At 37.6% G+C, this 17,365-nt stretch carries 13 protein-coding genes; 3 read left to right on the top strand and 10 right to left on the bottom strand.

Translation table 11 applies throughout. From position 1 onward, the window contains the following. The first annotated feature begins 15 nt into the window (after nt 1-15). Both CYP43_RS01410 and CYP43_RS01405 read left to right on the top strand, forming a co-directional pair. Nucleotides 16-732 carry a transporter substrate-binding domain-containing protein gene (locus CYP43_RS01410; RefSeq protein ID WP_103582232.1) on the top strand — a complete coding sequence of 239 codons (717 nt, stop codon included), beginning with the start codon at nt 16-18 and terminating at the stop codon, nt 730-732. Between the two features lie 75 nt (nt 733-807). Next, the gene (locus CYP43_RS01405; protein WP_103582231.1) at nt 808-3,546 is read left to right on the top strand and encodes a M16 family metallopeptidase; all 2,739 of its coding nucleotides are present in this window, start codon (nt 808-810) and stop codon (nt 3,544-3,546) included. Nucleotides 3,547-3,714: 168 nt separating this feature from the next. Here the strand turns inward: CYP43_RS01405 and CYP43_RS01400 are convergent, their stop codons facing one another. The 3 genes from CYP43_RS01400 to CYP43_RS01390 are packed head-to-tail and all read right to left on the bottom strand — an operon-like array spanning nt 3,715 to nt 5,201. Beyond that, nucleotides 3,715-4,602, bottom strand: a complete 888-nt coding sequence (locus CYP43_RS01400) for a hypothetical protein (RefSeq protein WP_103582230.1) — start codon at nt 4,600-4,602, stop codon at nt 3,715-3,717. Between the two features lie 51 nt (nt 4,603-4,653). Then, nucleotides 4,654-4,875: a hypothetical protein gene (locus tag CYP43_RS01395; protein WP_021091847.1), complete on the bottom strand. Its 222-nt coding sequence runs from the start codon at nt 4,873-4,875 to the stop codon at nt 4,654-4,656. Nucleotides 4,876-4,907: 32 nt separating this feature from the next. Next, on the bottom strand, nt 4,908-5,201 hold the full coding sequence (locus CYP43_RS01390) for a putative quinol monooxygenase (RefSeq protein ID WP_103582229.1): 294 nt from the start codon (nt 5,199-5,201) through the stop codon (nt 4,908-4,910). Nucleotides 5,202-5,362: 161 nt separating this feature from the next. Between CYP43_RS01390 and CYP43_RS01385 the strand changes: the two genes are divergently transcribed. Further along, on the top strand, nt 5,363-7,816 hold the full coding sequence (locus CYP43_RS01385) for a molybdopterin-dependent oxidoreductase (RefSeq protein ID WP_103582228.1): 2,454 nt from the start codon (nt 5,363-5,365) through the stop codon (nt 7,814-7,816). A 48-nt stretch (nt 7,817-7,864) separates the two neighbouring features. Here CYP43_RS01385 and CYP43_RS01380 read toward each other — a convergent pair whose 3' ends face one another. The 7 genes from CYP43_RS01380 to CYP43_RS01350 all read right to left on the bottom strand — a co-directional run bounded on the left by CYP43_RS01380 (nt 7,865) and on the right by CYP43_RS01350 (nt 17,214). After that, on the bottom strand, nt 7,865-9,697 hold the full coding sequence (locus CYP43_RS01380) for a dynamin family protein (RefSeq protein ID WP_103582227.1): 1,833 nt from the start codon (nt 9,695-9,697) through the stop codon (nt 7,865-7,867). Beyond that, nucleotides 9,690-11,777: a dynamin family protein gene (locus tag CYP43_RS01375; protein WP_103582226.1), complete on the bottom strand. Its 2,088-nt coding sequence runs from the start codon at nt 11,775-11,777 to the stop codon at nt 9,690-9,692. Before CYP43_RS01375 ends, CYP43_RS01380 begins: the two co-directional genes overlap by 8 nt. 96 nt (nt 11,778-11,873) lie before the next feature. Further along, nucleotides 11,874-12,881, bottom strand: a complete 1,008-nt coding sequence (gene tsaD, locus CYP43_RS01370; RefSeq protein WP_103582225.1) for a tRNA (adenosine(37)-N6)-threonylcarbamoyltransferase complex transferase subunit TsaD — start codon at nt 12,879-12,881, stop codon at nt 11,874-11,876. Next, nucleotides 12,878-14,170: a M99 family carboxypeptidase catalytic domain-containing protein gene (locus CYP43_RS01365; RefSeq protein ID WP_103582224.1), complete on the bottom strand. Its 1,293-nt coding sequence runs from the start codon at nt 14,168-14,170 to the stop codon at nt 12,878-12,880. Before CYP43_RS01365 ends, tsaD begins: the two co-directional genes overlap by 4 nt. Beyond that, nucleotides 14,170-15,405, bottom strand: a complete 1,236-nt coding sequence (locus tag CYP43_RS01360; RefSeq protein WP_103582223.1) for a uracil-xanthine permease family protein — start codon at nt 15,403-15,405, stop codon at nt 14,170-14,172. Before CYP43_RS01360 ends, CYP43_RS01365 begins: the two co-directional genes overlap by 1 nt. After that, nucleotides 15,392-16,501, bottom strand: a complete 1,110-nt coding sequence (dxr, locus tag CYP43_RS01355) for a 1-deoxy-D-xylulose-5-phosphate reductoisomerase (protein WP_103582222.1) — start codon at nt 16,499-16,501, stop codon at nt 15,392-15,394. The genes CYP43_RS01360 and dxr overlap by 14 nt, the downstream gene beginning before the upstream one ends. Continuing rightward, nucleotides 16,483-17,214 (bottom strand): phosphatidate cytidylyltransferase, encoded by a 732-nt coding sequence (locus CYP43_RS01350; RefSeq protein WP_084041191.1) that lies wholly within the window; start codon nt 17,212-17,214, stop codon nt 16,483-16,485. Before CYP43_RS01350 ends, dxr begins: the two co-directional genes overlap by 19 nt. Between the last annotated feature and the right edge of the window lie 151 nt (nt 17,215-17,365).

The raw sequence follows: 17,365 nt of genomic DNA, 5'->3' as shown, positions 1-17,365 counted from the left end.
TTAAAGGACACTATTATGAAAAAGATCTTTGCTCTTTTACTCACAGCTTTTATTGCTCTTTGTGCAAACGAGCTAAAATTTGGCACAGCGGCGAACTATCCGCCATTTGAATATATCGATGAAAATAACAAAATAACAGGCTTTGACATCGAGCTAATCGATGAAATTTCAAAGCGTGCAGGCTTTTCATATAAGATCATAAATATGAGTTTTGACGGCCTTATCCCAGCACTTAAAGCTGGCAAAATAAATGGCATTATAAGTGCGATGAGTGCGACTTCAGATAGATTAAAATCGATTGATTTTACAAAGCCATACTATTTAACTGAAAACCTCTATCTAAAGAAAAAAGATAATGACGCATTAAAAGCTAAAGAAGAGCTAGCTGGCAAAAGAGTTGGCGTGCAACAAGGCACCGTCCAAGAGCTAGCAGCAAATGCTATAAATGGTGTAAAAGTAGTGCCTTCAGAAGATACTGTGCCACTCATCATGGGATTAAAAGTTGGCAAATTTGACGCAGTCATCCTTGATAGCTCTATCGGATATGGCTTTATCAAGAAAAATCCAGAACTTGAAGCATTTTTCAAAGAAGTTGATGGTAGCGAGGGATTTTCAATAGCATTTGATAAAGGAAAAGAGAGCACGTTAATAGAAAAAATAAATCAAATTTTAGATGAAATGAAAAAAGACGGAAGCTACGAAGCTTTACTTAAAAAATACGATCTAAAATAATCTTCTAGCCTGCAATTTTGCAGGCTTATGCCAAATTCTGCTTTGTCTATCGATTAAAATTTAAAAAGGAAAATAATGAGAAAAATTTTGTTGCTTTTTTGTCTAGCAATGGGTCTTTTTGCGCTTCAAAACGATAAAGATATGTTAAATGGAGAGCTAAAAAACGGGCTAAAATACTATATCAAAGAGAATAAATTTCCACAAAAAACAGCTATTTTTTATCTTGTTATAAATTCTGGTTCAACTGATGAAAAAGATGGCGAGCAAGGTCTTGCTCACTTTTTGGAGCACATGGCGTTTAATGGCAGCCGTGACTTTAGTAAAAATGAGCTCATTAAACAGCTTGAGAGCCTTGGTGTAAAATTTGGAGCTGATCTAAACGCACAGACGAGCTACGATCAGACGAGTTATATCTTAACGATTAATGTAAATGAGAAAAATTTACAAGATACATTTAAGGTCTTTTCGAATTGGATAGATGGCGTTAAAATCGATCCTAAGGAGCTTGATAAAGAGCGTGGCGTCATAATGGAAGAAGAGCGCCAGAGAAATACGCCAGGATATAGGCTTTATTTGGCTCAAGTAAAGGATATTTTTGAGGGCAGTATCTATCTAAAAAGAGTGCCAATAGGCGATATGAACGTCATCAAAAGCGTAGATGCTAAGCACATGCAAGAATTTTACGAGAGGCTTTATCAGCCAAGATTTATGAGCTTTGTCGCTGTTGGCGACTTTGATAAAAATGAGATAAAAAACTTAATCGAAAAAAGCTTTAGCCAAGCAAAAAATACAAATTCTTACATTCATCCAGAAAAAAATATCAGCTTTAAAAATGGTTTAAATATTTTTAACTACGACTCAAATGAGACTGGAATGGAGCTAGTTAGACTTAGCTATTTTGATAAATTTAGTCCAGTTTTAAATGAAGCTGACGCAAAGAGAAATCTAGAAGATGCACTTATCGCAAGCCTAATAAATATGCTTTATGAGCAAAAAAATGCAGATAATTCATCGAATTTAAGTACTGATTTTATAGCTCAAACACTTCAAGCAAAGCAGAAAATTTATAGTTTTGAAACAAATGTACTTGGAGGCGATTTTAACGCAAGCCTTAAAGATATGCTTGGCGTTATAAAAGGCATTAAAGAGTTTGGCTTTAATAAAGATGATTTCGAAGATGTAAAAAAGGCGTTTGTGGCAAACGTAGATGCAAAATTTAAACGCTCAAAGACTAAAAAATCAAGCGCTTACGCTGGACAAATTTTAAATATGATAGAAAATGGTGGCTTTGTGTTAAGCGACGAAGACGACAAAGAGCTTAGTTTAAAGCTATTAAACGAGATTACGCTAGCTGACGTGAATGCTAGATTTAGGCAAATTTTGGCCATTTCTGATGAACGTGTAAGAATTTTTAGCAAAGATGGCTTTAGGCTTAGCAAAGATGAGTTTTTAAAGCTTTTTGCCAAGGCGCCTGCTTATAACACAAGCCTATCTGCTAGCAACAACGATAAGAGCCTAGGCAATGAAAATTTAGAGCCAAAAGAGATAAGCTCAAGAAGCTTTGATGAAAAAAATGGAATTTATACCTACAAAATGCAAAATGGCTCGCAAGTTATCTTTAAACCATTAGTTACTAAAAAAGATAGCGTTTTGTTTGCAGCCGTCAGCAAAGGAGGCACATCAAATTTGACTGATCCAAAGCTTGGTAGCTTTGCAGTGGCACTCACAAATGAAAGTGGCGTTGGTAAATTTAATAACTATGAGCTCTCAAAGGCACTAAATGGAAAGATCGTAAGCTATGAAAAGGGTATAGAAGCGCTTACGCAAGGCATTTATGGCTCATCAAGCACAAGCGATCTTAGCTCGCTGCTAGCTGTCATCAATTTAGAGTTTAATACTCCAAGAGCCGATGCAAACGTGCTTGAGAGGATAAAACAAAGAGCAAAAGATGAGCTAAGCAAAGAGCAAAATTTGCCCGAATATAAATTTAGTACCGAATTTAGCAAGTTTTTTTATGAAAATAATAAACGTGTCACGCCACTTGAGATGGCTGATATCGACTCTTTAAATCTAGAAGAGCTTACAAAGATCGTGCATGATAAATTTACAAATGCAGCCTCATATACTTTTGTAATCATCGGCGACACCGACGAAGAGAGGCTTTTGCCACTTGTTAAAAAGTATATCGCCACCTTGCCAAAGCTTGGCGAGGCTGAAAATTTTAAAGACGATGGCGTGCGAAGTATCAAGGGTCAGCATACATTTAAAAGAGAGTATCAGACCTCAAAAAGAAGCGATGTTGGCATAAATATCATAAATTCTGATGCTAAATATAGCTTTGAAGGAGCGATTAGGCTAAGGGCATTAAGTGAAATTTTAAAAACAGCGCTTCGAGAAAAAATCAGAGAAGATAAGGGTCAAACATACGGTTTTAGCCTAAATGCCAAGCTCTCGCGCTATCCTTTTGAGCATTCAGATATGCTAATTAGCTTTACTTGCGATCCTGCAAATACGGACAAGATCATCGCTGAGATAAAGCAGATAATAGCTAGTATCAAGCGTAGTGGCGCGATTTTGCCAAAGCATTTGGAAGATTTTAAGGCACAGAGTGAAATTTCTATAAAAAAAGATTACGAAAAGCCTGAGTTTTGGCAAAAGCTCATCATCTCAAATAAAATTTTTAACACGCCACTTTATACGGCTGATGAGTACATAAGTGCGGTAAAAGCCATCACAAATGAAGACATCAAAGAGGCAGCTAGACTATATCTTGATGAGAAAAATATGGTGATAAGTATAAATAATCCAAAGTAGAAATTTTAAGAGTCAAGCTGGCTGGCTCTTAAAATTTAAACGCGAGTAAAAATTTATTAAGATAAGCTAGCTTTTTAAATTAGTTGGCTAATTAGCTCTTTAAATTCAAATCTAAGTAGAATTTAAAGAGCTAAGCCAGCCCCTAGAAATTTAAACATAAGGCCAAAGCTAAGCGAGGATATCCTTTGGCTTTAGCTTATTTAGCTTTTGCACCAGGTCATCAAAGCTTGCTCCATTTTCGACCTCGCGCCTAATAAATTCCTCAAAAAACTCACGTTTTATATCTTTATCCGTATAGGTCACGCTCTTTTTGGTAACTTGCATAGGCTTAAATTTCTCTTCTTCCATCTCTTCATCGCCATTTTCTCTAACTGGCGTAATAGCGATATTTTGAAGCACATCAGCGATGCTCTCACCCTTTTGATAACTTGTTTTTAGAAATTTTAAAAACTCATCTTTACTATTTTTATCAGCGTAGCTTACACGGTGCAACATAGGCTGACCTAAGAATTCTATACGTTTTTTATCCGAGCTTTGCTCGTAATGTAAAGCCCCATCTTTAAAAGAAATTTTTACATTTGCGTGCTCGCCAAGTATCCTTTCGGCGGTAAATTCCAGCCATTTATCTTTAAACTCATCGATACTTAGATCAGAGTCTAGCAAATTTGTAGCCTCACGGCTTAGATAAAGAGCGCCAAAAGCATTATTGATTATTTTGTTATTTATGCTCATTTTGTGGTTTTTGATGAACTCATCTACGCTAAAGCCGTTTTTCTCGCTAGTTAGAATGTAGCTTGCTCGCCAAAGCTTCGTGCTATCAATGAAATTTTTAAGGCTAGAGATTTCATCTTTGCTCGCTCCGCTATCAAGGCCATTTATCTTGCCCCAGATAGAAATTTTATCATTTGATGAGTAGCCAGAGAGCGGTAGATGCTTGATGTCCGCAGTTTCAGCGGGAATTTCTACTTTGTTTAAATTCGTGTTTGTGGCTTGGCGCTTACTAAAAGCGTCTTGATAGCTAAAGCTTTGATTAAATCCATTTAGTGCGTTTATCATGTCAAATCCTTTAACACTATATCGGCAAATGGATTTAAATTTTAAGTGGAATTATTTTTTATTGCGGTATTTTTCAAAAATGGCGATCATTTGGTATGAGTTTTGGGCGATTTTAAATTTATTTGGATTTTTGCCAAGTAGCTCTTCTCTTAAAGAGTCGATAAATTCCCTATCTTTTTTGCAAGCCTCAAAGCTCACTCGCCCTCTAAGTACGGCCATAAATATAATATCAGCAGTCGCATTTATCATCTCAAGCATTTTTTCTTCGCTCATTTTTGTGGATTTTGCCCTTTTTAAAGCAAATATTATTCCTTTACGCTCACAAAATTTACTATTTTTACCTCTTGGCTCTCTTTGCAAGCCTCCAGTGCAGCTGCGTTTTTCACCATATGAGCGCTTTTCATATGCTCTTTTTGGCTTGCAAGATCTTCCCAAATTTCCATAAAGCAGTATTCGTTTTTACCGCCCACAACTATGCCGCACTCGTAGCTTATGCAGCCTTTATCTTTCCTTGAAGCTGGCACAATCTCTTTTAAAATTTCTTCAAATTTTGCCTCACACCCAGCTTTTAACTTTACATTTACATAAAATCCAATCATCTGCCCATCCTTTAAAAATTTTTGGCTAAAATAGCGCAATTTAGACGCAAGTTTGCGTATTACATTACAAGGCCTTTAAACGATGAAATGATACAAAACCCTAAATTTATAATTTCTAAAACCAACCAAAAACAATAAATTTAACCAAAATCGGAGAGAAAATGAAAAGACGAGACTTTTTAAGATTGAGCGCATTAGGCGCGGCTAGCCTTCAAGCAAAAGAGCTTGGAAGCGCAGAGCAAGCGTTATTTGACAAACAAAGCGGACTAAGCGCAAATAAATTTGGCGCATTTTACGTAAGAACTATCGCAGGGCGCGTGGTTGAGACCGTGCCATTTGAGGGCGATGCTTATCCAAACGAGCTAAATAACGCAGTCATTGACTACATCCAAAATGAGAGCAGAGTAAAATATCCATTTGTTAGAAAGAGCTTTTTAGCCAATCCAAACAACCCAAAGCCAGAGCTTCGTGGTAAAGAGGAATTTGTGCGTGTGAGCTGGGACGAGGCTATAAAGCTAAGTGCAAAAATTTTAAAAGAAAATTTTGATAAATACGGTGCTGAAGCGATCTACGGACAGGTTTATCAGTGGGGTAGCCTTGGCAAAGTTGGCCACAGCCAAAAGACCGCAAAAAGGCTACTTAACGTGCTTGGTGGCTACGTAAATGAGCTAGGTGGCTACTCATACGGCGCAGCGACTGTCATCATGCCTCACGTCACTGGCTTTGTCGATCCTGCGCTAGCGCCAACAAAGTGGGAGGCTATCTTAAAAAACGCCAAAACGATCGTATTTTGGGGCACAAACCCAGTCGTTTCAAACAAGATCGCCATTGGCGTGCCACTTCACAACTCATATAAATACTATGATGAGATCAGAAAAAAAGGCGAGAGCGGCGAGATGAAAATTTATAGCGTTGACGTTTATCACAACGATAGCGCAAAATACTTTGACTCAAAATACCTTGAAGTCGTGCCTTGCACCGATACGGCGATGATGATAGGTATGTGTAACTACCTTTTTGAAAAGGGGCTTTACAGCAAAGAATTTATAGAAAAATACACAGTTGGCTTTGATAAATTTAAAGAGTATATGCTCGGCACAAAAGACGGGGTCAATAAAAATTTAGCTTGGGCTAGCAAAATTTGTGGTGTGAGCGAGAAAGATCTAGCTAAATTTAGCGAGGATCTAGTCAAAAACGACTCAGTGATAATTAGTGGCTATGCCATACAAAGGCAAGATCACGGTGAGATGGCATACTGGGCGCTTGTGACGCTAAATGCGATGCTTGGACACATCGGCAAAGAGGGTTGTGGTTTTGTCACAAATGACGGCATGCACAAAAATGCTGATGAGAGCTTCATAGCGCCTAAACTAGCGGCGTTTGAGACAAAGGTACCTCAAAAATTTATTGATAGCGGGCTGGTACCAAAGACAAAGGGCTATGACATGCCAAACTCAAGGCTAATAGACGCACTTCTTAAGCCAGGCAAGGAGATAACAAGAAATGGCAAGAGCTACAAATTGCCAAAGATTAGAGTGATGTTTAACGCAAATGGCTCGACTTTCACAAGGCATCCTGACGCAAATAGAGCGATAAAAGCTATGCGAAATGTCAATGCTATCATCACTTGCGAGCCGTTTTGGACAAGTACAGCTAAATTTAGCGATATAGTCTTGCCAGCTGCGCTTGAATACGAGCGAACTGACATCGAAATGGCAAACTCAACGAGCGAGTATTTATTTGCAATGAAGCCACTTGTTAAGCCATTTGGCGAGAGTAAGAGTGACTTCGAGATCGCAAGGCTGATCGCCAAAGAGTGGGGCAGGGAAGAGGCATTTAGCGAGGGTAAAAGTGAGCTAGAGTGGGTCAAGACAATATATGAAGATGCCGTTAAAAAGGCTGCTGAGCTTGGGTATGAGAGCATGCCTAGCTTTGAGGAATTTTGGGAGAAGGGATATTTTAGATTTGACAAGATCGATGAGAAAAAACGCTACTTTACAAACTACAAGAAATTCCGCGACGATCCAGTAGCAAATCCGTTAAAAACGCCATCTGGCAAGATAGAAATTTACTCTGAGATGGTTGCTGGCTTTGGCTATGATGACTGCCCACCGCATGCGACGTGGCTTGAGCCATTTGAGTGGCTGGGTGCAAAAAACAAAAAATATCCTATCGCAATTAGCGGTGCGCACTCTAAATTTAGGCTTCACTCGCAGCTAAACAACTCCGTACTTCGCAACTTTAACGAGATCGCAGAGCGCGAGCCAGTGCTTATAAATCCAAAAACAGCCGAGGCTAGAGGAATAAAGATGGGCGATGTGGTGCGTGTATTTAACGATAGGGGAGAAATTTTGTGCGGTGCCTTTGTGACCGAAGATGTGCCACAAAATGTCGTAATAGTAAGCGAAGGTGCGTGGTATGATCCTGAAAAACCGGGTGAAAAGAGCCTTTGCTTGCACGGAAATTTAAACGTGCTCACAAAAGACGTGCCATCAAGCAAGATGAGCCAGAGCAACACCGCTCACACAAGCCTTGTGGATGTCGAGAAATTTAAAGGCATGCCAAAGCGTGTAACTGCATTTGACGCACCAAAGGTCGGCATAATGCACGCATAAAATAAAAGCTATCCTTAAATGGATAGCTCTAAGCTTTAAAAATTTTATTTATCTTAATAGCAATGAATTTTCACAAAGCTCTTCGATCTTTGAAATTTGCTCTTTAACTCTTGCTTTTAAGCCATCAAGCATTGCTATTTTTAAAGTATAAATTTCATTAAAATCACTCTTTATATCAAGCAAAATTTTATTTAAAAACGAGCTATTTGAGCACATTAAAGCTTCAAACTCATAAAGACTAAACGCATCAAGCATACGCTCATAGACGTCTTTTGCGCTTGGAATATAAAGTGGCGTATTCATCTGCAGATGCGATTCTAGCGTCTTTTCTATCTTTTGTTTTATAAAATAAACCGCGAGTTTGAGTGCATTTTCATAGTTTGAGGCTAGCTTTATATCAAGCTTTTCAAAGAATAAAGAGACCTTTTGTATAGCCTTAAATTTGGCAGTTTCATACTCTCTTAAAAAATTTTCATATGTCCGTCCGGCATAGGTATTTATGGATTTTGTTTCGTAAGCCAAGACTTGATCATCAAAGCTAGCGTAATTTTCATAGCGGGATTTATATATTAAAAATTTATCCTCTAAATTTTTATAAAGCTCATTAAATACTGAGGTTATTGCATTTTCTAGCTCTTTTAAATCTTTTTTGTAGCGTTTAAAAAATTTATTAAAAACTACATCTTCGTAGATAAGTTTTGAAAAGACTTCGTCGCTATCAAGACTTATTACCTCAAAATTTTCACGCTTATAAATTTCTTTGTTTAAAAGCGTCTTTGAAGCGTTAAATTTTGTCTTTGAAAATGGTTTAAGTAGCTTAAATACCTCATCGGCAGCAAGTTTTATAACTTCACTCATTTGACTATATCTTAAAGCGATCTTTGGTTTAAACTCCTCTTTTATCGCCTCTAGCCTCTCATCTAATGAGCCACTAAATTCATCTAAAATCAACTGTGCATTGTCATAAATTTCTAGATGTTTTTCTTGCTCGTTAGTTAGGAGTTTTACGATCTTTTTTGCCCTTGCTTTTATGAAATTTTCTTTAAAGCTCTTGTCTAAAAAGCACTCTTTAATGGCCTTTAGAGCTTCGTTAAAATTTGAAGCTTCAAGTAGGCTAATATCATTATTTGTAATGCCAAGAAGAGCTTGCTTTGATGAGATAGCGATGATGTCCTCAAAAAGCTCGCCATAAGTTTGCCTAGTGTGTTTTAGCAAATTTTCAAGCTCGTCCTCATTTAGCTTGTCTTTTTGATTGATTAGGCAGATCGCTTTTAGATCATTGGCTTTTAAAATTTCTTTGATACTTTCAAGCTCGCTTGCCTTTGCGGCGTTGTTTGCAAGGCTTAGCCATATTGCGCCGCTAACCTTTTTTAGTGTATTTTTTGTCTCTTTTGTGTCAGCATCTCTTAGCGAGTTTAGGCCAGGAGTGTCGATGAAATTTATCTCTTTTAAAATTTCACTTGGTGCATAAAGCGTCATACCAGAAACTTGATCGCCTAGCTTATTTAGCTCGGCTAGATCGCTACTTGCTAGCAAGCTTTCGCTACCGTTTATAAATTTCACGCTTAGAAGTGGCATCTTTGCAAATTTTAGCCTCACAGCCTTTGCGGTGACTGGAGTTAGTCCTGATGGCAAGATATCTTGACCAAGAAGTGCGTTTAAAAATGTTGATTTTCCACTTGAAAATTGACCGATAACAGCTATTAGTGGTGGCTCATTTAGAGTATCTATTAGTAAATTTAAGCTCTCTTTTATCTGCTCGCTTATATGCAAACTAGGATCGTTTAGATCATTTACGAGCCTAGCTAGCTCGCCCTTAAAATCATTTGTAAAGACCTTAAAGTATCTCGCTTTGTAGGCATTTATAAACTCATTAAACATTTTTCATATCCTCTAAAAGTGAGTAAATTTCATCTTGTAAGGAGGTCTTTTGTTTAAGCTTTGAAATTGAGCTTTGATTTTGTAAATTTAGCTCATTAAGTTTTTCATTGAGCACTAAAAGCCTTTTATTTAAAGCCTCTTTTTGGCTCATCTCATAAGCCTTTACTCGCTCTTTTAGCAGCTTTTTTTCATGTTCTGCTAGCGTCTCACAAAACTGCGATATGCTTTTATTGTTAAGTAAATTTTGTCTTAAACTTAAAAGTGCCTCATCTGGCTCATTTTTACTTAAAATTTTAGCTTCAAGCTCATCTAAAAGCTCGCTAAAATCAAGATCCACGCCCATTTGCTTTAAAAAGTCATTTATACTAAAAACTTTATTTTCACTTACCTTAAAGCCATCAAAGCTTAAAGCGATATTTTGCTCGCACGACTTTGTCTGTACCAAAGTTTCATTTCTAGCCTCTCTCATGAGTGCCGCAACTCCGTCATGAAGTGTAGTTTTTGCTATTTGTGTAAGACGTTTTAGATTTAAATTTTCTCTTTTATTTTTGCAGTAAGTGATCTCGCTCTTAATCTTTTCATTTAGATTTTGAAGTAATGCTTCAAGACCCATTTTATAGATATCTTTTGCGTTTTTATCATCGAGTTTTTTTAGCTCGCTTTCTAAAAGCCTTTCAAGTTTTGTGAAATTTTCATTAAGAGAATTTTTGATATTTGCTTGCTCGTTTTGCAAAGCTTCTAGCTCTAAACCAAATGCCTTAAGCTCCAAAATTTCAGCCTTTGTGGCTTCTAGTTTCGTTTTTAAAATATTTTGCAATTCTTTTTGATATGAGCTTAAAATGAGAGCTGATTTTTTAGAGTCTTTACCAAAAAGCACATCGTAAAGATACTCTTTAAACTCCGGCACGCCACTATTTAAAGCACCATCAAGATAAGCCTTTGCACTAAGGGCAAAATAATCTATCTTAATGTCATTTATCTGCTCGCCAATCGCCTTTTTTGCGTAGTTAAGCGTTTCATTAATATCCTTTGGATTTAACTCGTCAGCGTGAGTTAGCACGATAGCAACTCTTACGATGTGCGAGTTTTCAAGGCATTTTTTCAAAAATAGTGCGTCTTTTTGCGTTGCACTTTGCGAAGCATTCATGAGATGAGCCAAAAGGTCGCACTCTTTCATAAAATTTGTAGTTATTTGCTCTCTTAAAACGATCGCATCGTCTATGCCCGGAGTGTCTATAATGCAGACATTATCTCTTAAAAGCTCCAAGTCATCATAAAGCTCAACGCTTTTTACGAGATTTGCCGTTTTTGAGCTTGAAGATGTATAGTTTTTGATCTCATCTAGGCTGATCTCTACGCTACTAGCTAGTAAATTTTCGCTTGAAAGTCCAAGCTTTTCTAGCTCGTCTTGGCTATAAAAATTTACCTTTGCATGGCTATTTGATGCGTGCTTTAAGATGGTTAAATTTATGGTCTCAGGCACATTTGAAGTGCCAAGGACGGATTTGTTTAAAAGTGCATTTAAAAGCGTTGATTTGCCAGAGTTTATGATGCCGCTTACTGCGATGTTAAAAAGCGTTTCATTTGATCTTTTCTTGGCGTTTTTTAAAGCTAGTAAAAATTCTTTATCTTCATCAAGCATGCTTGCTTTTTCATTTATCTCGTTTAGAAAATCCAAGCTCTTGTGAAAATGATCTTTTGGCTTTACATTAGAAATTTCAGCTTTATTTTGATTTGAGTTTTTGCTTATAAATTTTATTAAAAAATCAAATTTTTCATGGCTAATTATCTTTTCATCACGTAGCTTTTGTAAGCGGGTTATGAGTTCATCGCTTGAAATTTTTGCCTCATTTAGTGCTTTTAGCGTGGCTAGCTGAGCACTTTGTATGCTAAAGATATCAAGTCCTACACCTAGCTTTTTTAAGATAGTTCTAAACTCGGCAAGAGCCATAAACTCATCTAAATTTTTCTCATCACAAGATAAAAGAAGCGCCAGTAGATCTGGGTAAAAAGGTACGCTCGCATCAGTGTTGGCGTAAATTTTATTTAAATGCCAAGCGTGATTTAAAAACTCGTCCATTAAAGATTCTTTTTTTAAATTTTTTTAGATTTTATTACGTTTTTACTTACGAAGCTATCAAGATTTAGGCGCAAAATTTTATATTTTTTAAAAAGTTTAATTTAACTCAAGCTTTTTAAAGCTAACTCTTGGGTTTATATTTAGCTCGCTATGGCTTACAAACTCGCCTTTCAGGTACTTCTCACGTCCCGCTCTTGCTATCATTAAGGCGTTATCAGAACAAAACTCAAGTGGAGCTAGCAAAAGCTCGCACTCGTTTTTTTGACAAAGTATCTCAAGCCTTTTTCGTAAATTTAGATTTGCACTTGCACCGCCAACTACGCCAAAACGCTTAAAATTTCTTAAACAAAAGACCTTTTCAAGCTTGTTTAAAATGTGCTCACAGGCAGTATTTTCAAATGCGTAGCAGATGTCAGCGATATCTTTTGGAGTGATACTTTCTAGCTTTGAAATTTCGACTCTGACTTGGTTTTTAAGCCCTGAAAAACTATACTCAAGACGTTTATCGTGAAGAAGTGGAATGGTAAAAAGAAACCTCTCTTTGTCTTTACAAAGTAGGGCATTTTGTTGAACTACGGCACCGCCTGGATAGCCAAGATCAAGCATTTTAGCAACCTTGTCAAAGCTCTCACCAAAGCTATCATCGCCAGTGCTTGCAAGCTCCAAAATTTCATCATTTTCGTCAATCTCTAAGATCATCGTATGCCCACCACTTACTAACAGGACGCCAAGTGGAAAGGTGGCTTCGCGATCTAAAAATAGTGAGTAGATGTGACCAACTAGATGATTTACGGCAATTAGCGGGATATTAAGAGCCACGCTTAACGCTTTTGCCATGCTGACGCCACCTATTAGGCTCACACTAAGACCTGGCTCATTTGTCACAGCGATCGCTTTTATATCTTTAAAATTTGGCAAGATATCCTCTAAAAGTGCTGGCAGTGCCTTTGTATGAAGCCTAGCTGCAAGCTCAGGAACCACGCCACCAAAGATAGCGTGCTCCTCCTCTTGAGAAATTTTTTTATAATAAATTTTCTCTAAAGTGCGTTCATCTATTAGTGCGACCGAACTATCATCGCAGCTACTTTCGATGCCAAGTATCATTTAAACTCCGCTAAGATCATGCCAGCAAATTTCTCTTTGCCATCTTCGTTTTTATAAAACTCGACTCTATAAATTTTGCCATCTTTATCGATGCTATAGCTTTTATTTAGGCTATTTTTAGTTACTTCTTGCTCGCTCTCATCTATACTTTTTGTGCCGTATCCTATGACATTTACGCGCACGTTTTTGAGTGATTTTATTTTAAAGCTCTTTTTTACGCTAAATTTATCGCCACTTTTTAATGTAAGCTCACTACTATCGCTTATTAGTGAAATTTCATCAAGCGGCTTTGCAAACTCAAAATATTGTGGTTTTAATCTAGTAACAAAGCGGTTGCCATACTGCACTTTGAAGCTACCATTTTCTTTTATAACAGCTATTAGCGGATTTGGCGAGCTGTAATTTAACTCACCTTTTTTAAGCGGGACAAAATTTATTAAAGGTTTTAGATTTTTAAGACTTATCGCGTATGAATTTTCAAGCTCGAGTCTAATCTCTTTTTCGATTGCTTTTTTTACGCTTTTAACATCAAGGTTAAACGGCCTAGTAAAGCTAATGCCAGCCTTTTTCATATATTCTTCAATGGCGATTAGATGATAATAAGTCCTTTGCTCGGCGTTTAAATTTTTACTAGCTTCGTTTGCAAAGGCTGATTTATTTTGCGTGATAGCATAGTAAGTTAGGCTTTTTAGCATCTCTTTATCACCCATCGCAGTGTGCGTATTTTTGATGTGATACTGGTGCTTTTGATCTATTAGATGCTTATTTAGCACATCTTTTACGCTTGAAGCGATACTTTCAAGCTCTGGATATTTTGAGCCAGGAAGCGTGCTTTGGTCTATTATGCAAGTATTGCCCCATTTATCTGGATTTTCATCTTTGTTTATAAATTTATCTCTGTAATATCCACTTCCATCGTGTAAATTTAAGATAAGTGTGACGTTTTTATCGGTTATGACGTCTTTTATCTTCATCACTGAGTTGTAATCAGGATCGTTTTTATCTACATGGGCAAATTTTCTATTCATATCGCCTTTTGTGCCACGACTTCGCTCGATTATGCTTGGGAAATTTAAATTTGGCACGACCCAAAGCGAACCTTTTGTGATGTTATAGTCAGTTGCCACGATAGAGGCTGCCAAAAATCCACCCGGCTCATCGCCTTGAATACCACCGATTAACAACATCGTATTTTCGCTTGGCTCACCTTTTTTGATAAGCGCATAGTCTAAAGTATTAGCTAAACTAGCAGTGGTAAAGGTTAGTAAAAAAAGTAAAAATTTACGCATTAATATCCTTCATAATGCTTTGTCTTTGGCAAAAGCAAATTTAAAACTATACCAGTAACCGCGCCAAGCCCTATACCTGAAAATTTAACCGCTCCAAGGTCAAGCACCATGCCGCCGATGGCAAAGATGAAGATGAGGGCTACGATTATCATGTTTCTAGGGTCTGCAAGATCGACTTTATTTTTTATAAGTGTCTCCATGCCAACGCTTGCAATGATGCCAAAAAGTAGTAGCATGATACCGCCGATGACCGGGGCTGGGATAGTTGAGAGCACAGCTCCTAGCTTGCCAACGAAGGCTAGCACGATGGCAGTGATCGCCGCAAAGGTCATGATCGCTGGATTATAAGCTTTTGTAAGGCTAACTGCGCCTGTGACCTCTGAGTATGTAGTGTTTGGCGGGCCACCAAAAAAAGCAGCAAGCGAAGTAGCAAGTCCATCTCCAAGGAGCGTATTTTTAAGGCCTGGATTTTTTAGAAAATCCTCTTTTGTGACATTTGAGATAGCAAGCATATCGCCTATGTGCTCGATCGCTGGAGCTATGGCGATAGGTATCATATAAATGATCGCTTCAAACTCAAATTTTGGTGTGGTGAAATTTGGCATTCTAAACCAAGGTGCATTAAAGATAGGAGTAAAATCAACCATGCCAAAGCAGTAAGCTACGATGTATCCGGTGATGATACCAAGCAAAATAGGTATAAGCCTAAACATGCCGCGCCCAAGCATCATTACCAAAATAGTAGCCACTAGCGAAATGCCAGCGACGATCATCGCCTCATTTTGAGTATAAATTTCAGTGGCTGATGTTGCCATTTTGACGGCATTTGGAGCAAGGATTAGGCCTATTGTCATGATGACTGGGCCAACGACAACTGGAGGTAAAATTTTATGCAAAATTTTCTCTCCGCCAAATCGGACCACGAGGCTTAAAACAACGTAGAAAAATCCAGCAAATATAACGCCTCCCATCGTCACGGCTATGCCCCATTTTTCGATACCATACTGAAGTGGCGCGATAAAAGCAAAGGAGCTTGCTAGAAAAATAGGGGGAACATTTTTTCTAGTAATTATCTGAAAAAGTAGCGTGCCAAGACCGGCCGTAAAGAGAGCTACATTTGCATCAAGTCCAGTAAGTATCGGCACTAATACCAGTGCACCAAAAGCAACAAATAAAAACTGAACACCAATTAAGCTTTGTTTGGGATCAAATTTATAGCCCTCATACCTTTGCATTTAGCATCCTTTTTGCGTAATTTCTAACTTCTTTATCAACTTCAAAAATTTCATCTTGATCATTGATCTTTAAATTTCTAAATTTTTTCACTGAGCCTAAAATCAGCCTTGAGATATCCAAAAATGAGCATTTTTTCTCTAAAAAACTAAATACTCCAACCTCATTTGCAGCATTTATCACCACACCTAGATCAGGGTTTGCTAGGACTTCATCTTTTAGCGAAAAAATGGGATATTTTTTAAGGCTGATTTTATGAAATTTTATATTTTTTAGATCAAGTAAATTTGCGTGTGAGACAATATTTTCACTGACATTTTCAAACATAGCATGAGCGATAGCTAGCTTCATGTCAGGTCGCGAGAGGTGCATCGTGCTTGAGCCATCTATAAAATCAACTACGGCGTGTATCGCAGAAGTTGGCTCTATCACAGCTTCGATCTCCTTGATGCCATAAAGCCAGTAAGCTTCCATCACCTCAAAAAGCTTATTTGCCATCGTCGCACTATCAATCGTGATCTTTGCGCCCATATCCCAGTTTGGATGCTTTAGCGCATCACTTGGCGTGGCGTCTTTTAGAAATTTGATCGGCTTTTTATAAAATGCACCGCCACTTGCTGTGATGATGAGTCTTTTTGGTGCAGTTTTGTTTTCAAGTAGAAATTTAAGCCCAAAATGCTCGCTGTCTATTGGTAAAATTTCTCTAGTTTTTAGAAATTTGCCGCCAACAACAAGGCTCTCTTTGTTTGCAAGCGCAAGTCTTTTTCCAAGAGCTTGTGTCTTTAAACTAGGAGCAAGGCCGGCAAAGCCAACAAGGGCGTTTATTACCTTTTTTGAGCTTGAAATTTCTAGCATTTGTAGTAGCCCAGCCTCGCCAAAAAATATATTTTTAGCTTCTATGTTTTTTACATTTTTAGCTAGCTTTTCATCGCCTACGCAAACAAATTTTGGCTTAAATTTTAAAATTTGCTCATTTAGTAAAACTACATTTTTAGCGCAGCTTAACGCCTCAACCTCTACGCTAAATTTCTCGCAAAGATTAAGGGCGTTTTTGCCGATTGAACCAGTTGAGCCAAGTATTACCACGAGAGCGACCAAAGTAGGGCGACTACGCCAAATAAATAGCCATCTATCCTGTCAAGCATGCCACCGTGTCCTGGGAAGAGCGAACCACTATCTTTTACGCCGCAAAGTCTTTTTAGGTAACTCTCAAACAAATCTCCCCAAACCGCAAACACGCAGACTAAAAAGCTTGAAAATAAAATTTGGAAAAATCCTTCAGTTACAAAATTTCCAACAATGCAGCCAATCACAGTGCCTATCGCCACACCGCCTGCTGCACCTTCGATCGTTTTATTTGGTGAGCTTGGGCTAAATGGATGTTTGCCAAACATTTTGCCAACAAAAAATGCACCACTATCGCTTGCAACTACGCTTAAAATAAGCCATACAAGATAGCCTACGCCATACTCTGAGTAAAGCATCCACATCATAAAGATTGGCGTGGTCGGATAGACAAAAGGTGCGACTAGCTTTAAATTTTCACTTTTTATGTGAGCTAGGATCGAAGCAACCAGCATGATAGCAAGGATCGCTATGAAAATTGGATTTGTAAAATATGTAAGCACGTAAAAAGCAAGTGCGGCAAAAACTAGCTGTTTGTGATCTATATTATAAAGCTTGAGCGACTCATTAAATGCAAAATAAAGCACAGCGCCGAGCAAGATAAAATTTAAAATATAATTATCAATAAAAAAAACTACTAAAATAGCAACAAACATCAAAACGCCAGTGATTATGCGAGATTGCATATCCTCTCCTTAAAATCGTTATTTCGCTGTAATTATAACACTTAAATTTTAGACGGCGTTTATAAGAGTAAAATTTGGTTTAAAAAGCATTTTAAGCTGGTAAATTTAGACTATTTTGGCGTTAGTAAAGATTTAAATTTGTTTTCTAAGT

Source organism: Campylobacter concisus (genome assembly GCF_002913045.1).
Classification (GTDB): Bacteria; Campylobacterota; Campylobacteria; order Campylobacterales; family Campylobacteraceae; genus Campylobacter_A; species Campylobacter_A concisus_AP.
This window is presented reverse-complemented; position numbering and strand designations above follow the sequence as displayed.

What these genes read in the sequence shown, in the direction of transcription:
- CYP43_RS01365 (WP_103582224.1), bottom strand. Translation starts at nt 14,170, where the DNA reads ATGCGTAAATTTTTACTTTTTTTACTAACCTTTACCACTGCTAGTTTA.
- CYP43_RS01380 (WP_103582227.1), bottom strand. Translation starts at nt 9,697, where the DNA reads ATGTTTAATGAGTTTATAAATGCCTACAAAGCGAGATACTTTAAGGTC.
- CYP43_RS01400 (WP_103582230.1), bottom strand. Translation starts at nt 4,602, where the DNA reads ATGATAAACGCACTAAATGGATTTAATCAAAGCTTTAGCTATCAAGAC.
- tsaD (WP_103582225.1), bottom strand. Translation starts at nt 12,881, where the DNA reads ATGATACTTGGCATCGAAAGTAGCTGCGATGATAGTTCGGTCGCACTA.
- CYP43_RS01350 (WP_084041191.1), bottom strand. Translation starts at nt 17,214, where the DNA reads ATGCAATCTCGCATAATCACTGGCGTTTTGATGTTTGTTGCTATTTTA.
- CYP43_RS01385 (WP_103582228.1), top strand. Translation starts at nt 5,363, where the DNA reads ATGAAAAGACGAGACTTTTTAAGATTGAGCGCATTAGGCGCGGCTAGC.
- CYP43_RS01390 (WP_103582229.1), bottom strand. Translation starts at nt 5,201, where the DNA reads ATGATTGGATTTTATGTAAATGTAAAGTTAAAAGCTGGGTGTGAGGCA.
- CYP43_RS01405 (WP_103582231.1), top strand. Translation starts at nt 808, where the DNA reads ATGAGAAAAATTTTGTTGCTTTTTTGTCTAGCAATGGGTCTTTTTGCG.
- CYP43_RS01395 (WP_021091847.1), bottom strand. Translation starts at nt 4,875, where the DNA reads ATGAGCGAAGAAAAAATGCTTGAGATGATAAATGCGACTGCTGATATT.
- CYP43_RS01375 (WP_103582226.1), bottom strand. Translation starts at nt 11,777, where the DNA reads ATGGACGAGTTTTTAAATCACGCTTGGCATTTAAATAAAATTTACGCC.
- CYP43_RS01410 (WP_103582232.1), top strand. Translation starts at nt 16, where the DNA reads ATGAAAAAGATCTTTGCTCTTTTACTCACAGCTTTTATTGCTCTTTGT.
- CYP43_RS01360 (WP_103582223.1), bottom strand. Translation starts at nt 15,405, where the DNA reads ATGCAAAGGTATGAGGGCTATAAATTTGATCCCAAACAAAGCTTAATT.